A 1565-nucleotide genomic window follows, 5' to 3' on the forward strand; every position below is an offset into this window, starting at 1 on the left:
GCTCGCAGAATAAAAGGATTTTCTTTATTGCGTACGAGATTTTGGCTAAAGAATACAGCTAATAATGCAATATTTGAAATATCTTTGCCCACGCACGAACCAATTGCAATCAATAAAACAGGCAATTTGCACCGTTTGGTAAATCCTGTTCAGGTTGTAGGACCATCGTAAAGGTCGTCACAAAGATGTCAGTCCTGTTCAGTAAATGGGATGGGCAGCAATGATGCGTTAACTCAACAGAAATGTTCAACTTAGGAAACAATTCTGTAATCAAATCTGTACATTTTAATTAACCGGTAGCCGCAGTGGCAGGAGTAATCTGTGTGATGTGATTCCGATTCCATTCCCGCTATCGCAGTAGTTCTGTAGACAAGACAGATTTAGTAAAATAGGTAAATCAGCAGTGAGGCTAACGTTTAAACCGCGAATTCACTGTGAAGAGATCACTTTACAAATAATTAGTATCCGATTTTGGAGTCATCCCAGCCGAAAATGAAAGTGGAAGTGCCTTGACTCTGCCCTTGAGGATGAGGGTTTTGGTAAACTTCCGGCGACATGTAAACATAGATTCGCAGTTAATAAGCCATGTTATCGCACGAGTTGGAATAAGATGCGAATAAAAAAAATCTCACAATGGATTGTGGTTGGCCTGGCAATTTGTATTCCCGGTTTCGTTTTCGGTCAGGAAAACCGACTGGAGAATCCCTATGCTAATGATACCCCTCTGGTAGAAGACCAAAGCATCTACCAGCCCGTATCATTAAACACTTCTGACTCATCTGACTATAACACAGATGGCCAATGCGCGGCTGACTGCGTTGATGCGATCTGTCAGCCGGAATGTCAGTGCTGTAATTTTCTCGACCAGTTCCTGATGAAGAATTCGCCAATCTATCCGTCGCTGAACTCACAACGCATCAGAATGGGTGGCTGGCTCGATCAGGGATTTACGGGAAACTTCCAGAAACCTTCCAACAATTCCAACCTGCCTGTGACCTTCAATGATCGTTCCAATGAGTATCAGATGAACCAGTTGTACCTGTTCATGGAACGCCCTGTTGATTTTGGTGGCGACGAACTGGACTGGGGTTTCCGTGCCGACCTGCTCTACGGTACCGATTACTTTTTTACCACCGCCACAGGCCTGGAAACGCATTCTGACGGATCACCCCACTGGAATAGCGGAAATGGTCCCCGCACGAGTGGTCTCAATAATTATTCCCTGTACGGACTGGCGATGCCGCAGCTTTATGCTGAACTGTATATTCCCTGGCTGGAAGGCGTCAGTATCAAAGCAGGTCACTTCTACACACCGATCGGTTATGAAAAAGTAACCGCACCGGACAACTTCTTCTACTCGCACTCTTATTCGATGCAATATGGCGAACCTTTCACTCATACCGGTTTTCTGGCGACTTTCCAAGTCAACGAACAACTGCAATTGCTGGCGGGAGTCGCTCGTGGCTGGGATGCCTGGGAAGATCCGAATGACGATGCCGAATTGCTGGCTGGAATCGGCTGGGTCAGTAGCGATAAAGCGACCAGCATCAACCTTGCTTTATCAT

At 45.8% G+C, this 1565-nt stretch carries 1 protein-coding gene; it reads left to right on the forward strand.

The annotated features are described in order from the left end of the window. Positions 1 to 610 precede the first annotated feature (610 nt). Positions 611 to 1565, forward strand: a 955-nt coding sequence (locus Q0294_RS18870) for an outer membrane beta-barrel protein (RefSeq protein ID WP_299468553.1), incomplete at its 3' end; no start/stop codon positions are given.

The organism is uncultured Gimesia sp., from assembly GCF_937919775.1.
Taxonomy (GTDB): Bacteria; Planctomycetota; Planctomycetia; order Planctomycetales; family Planctomycetaceae; genus Gimesia.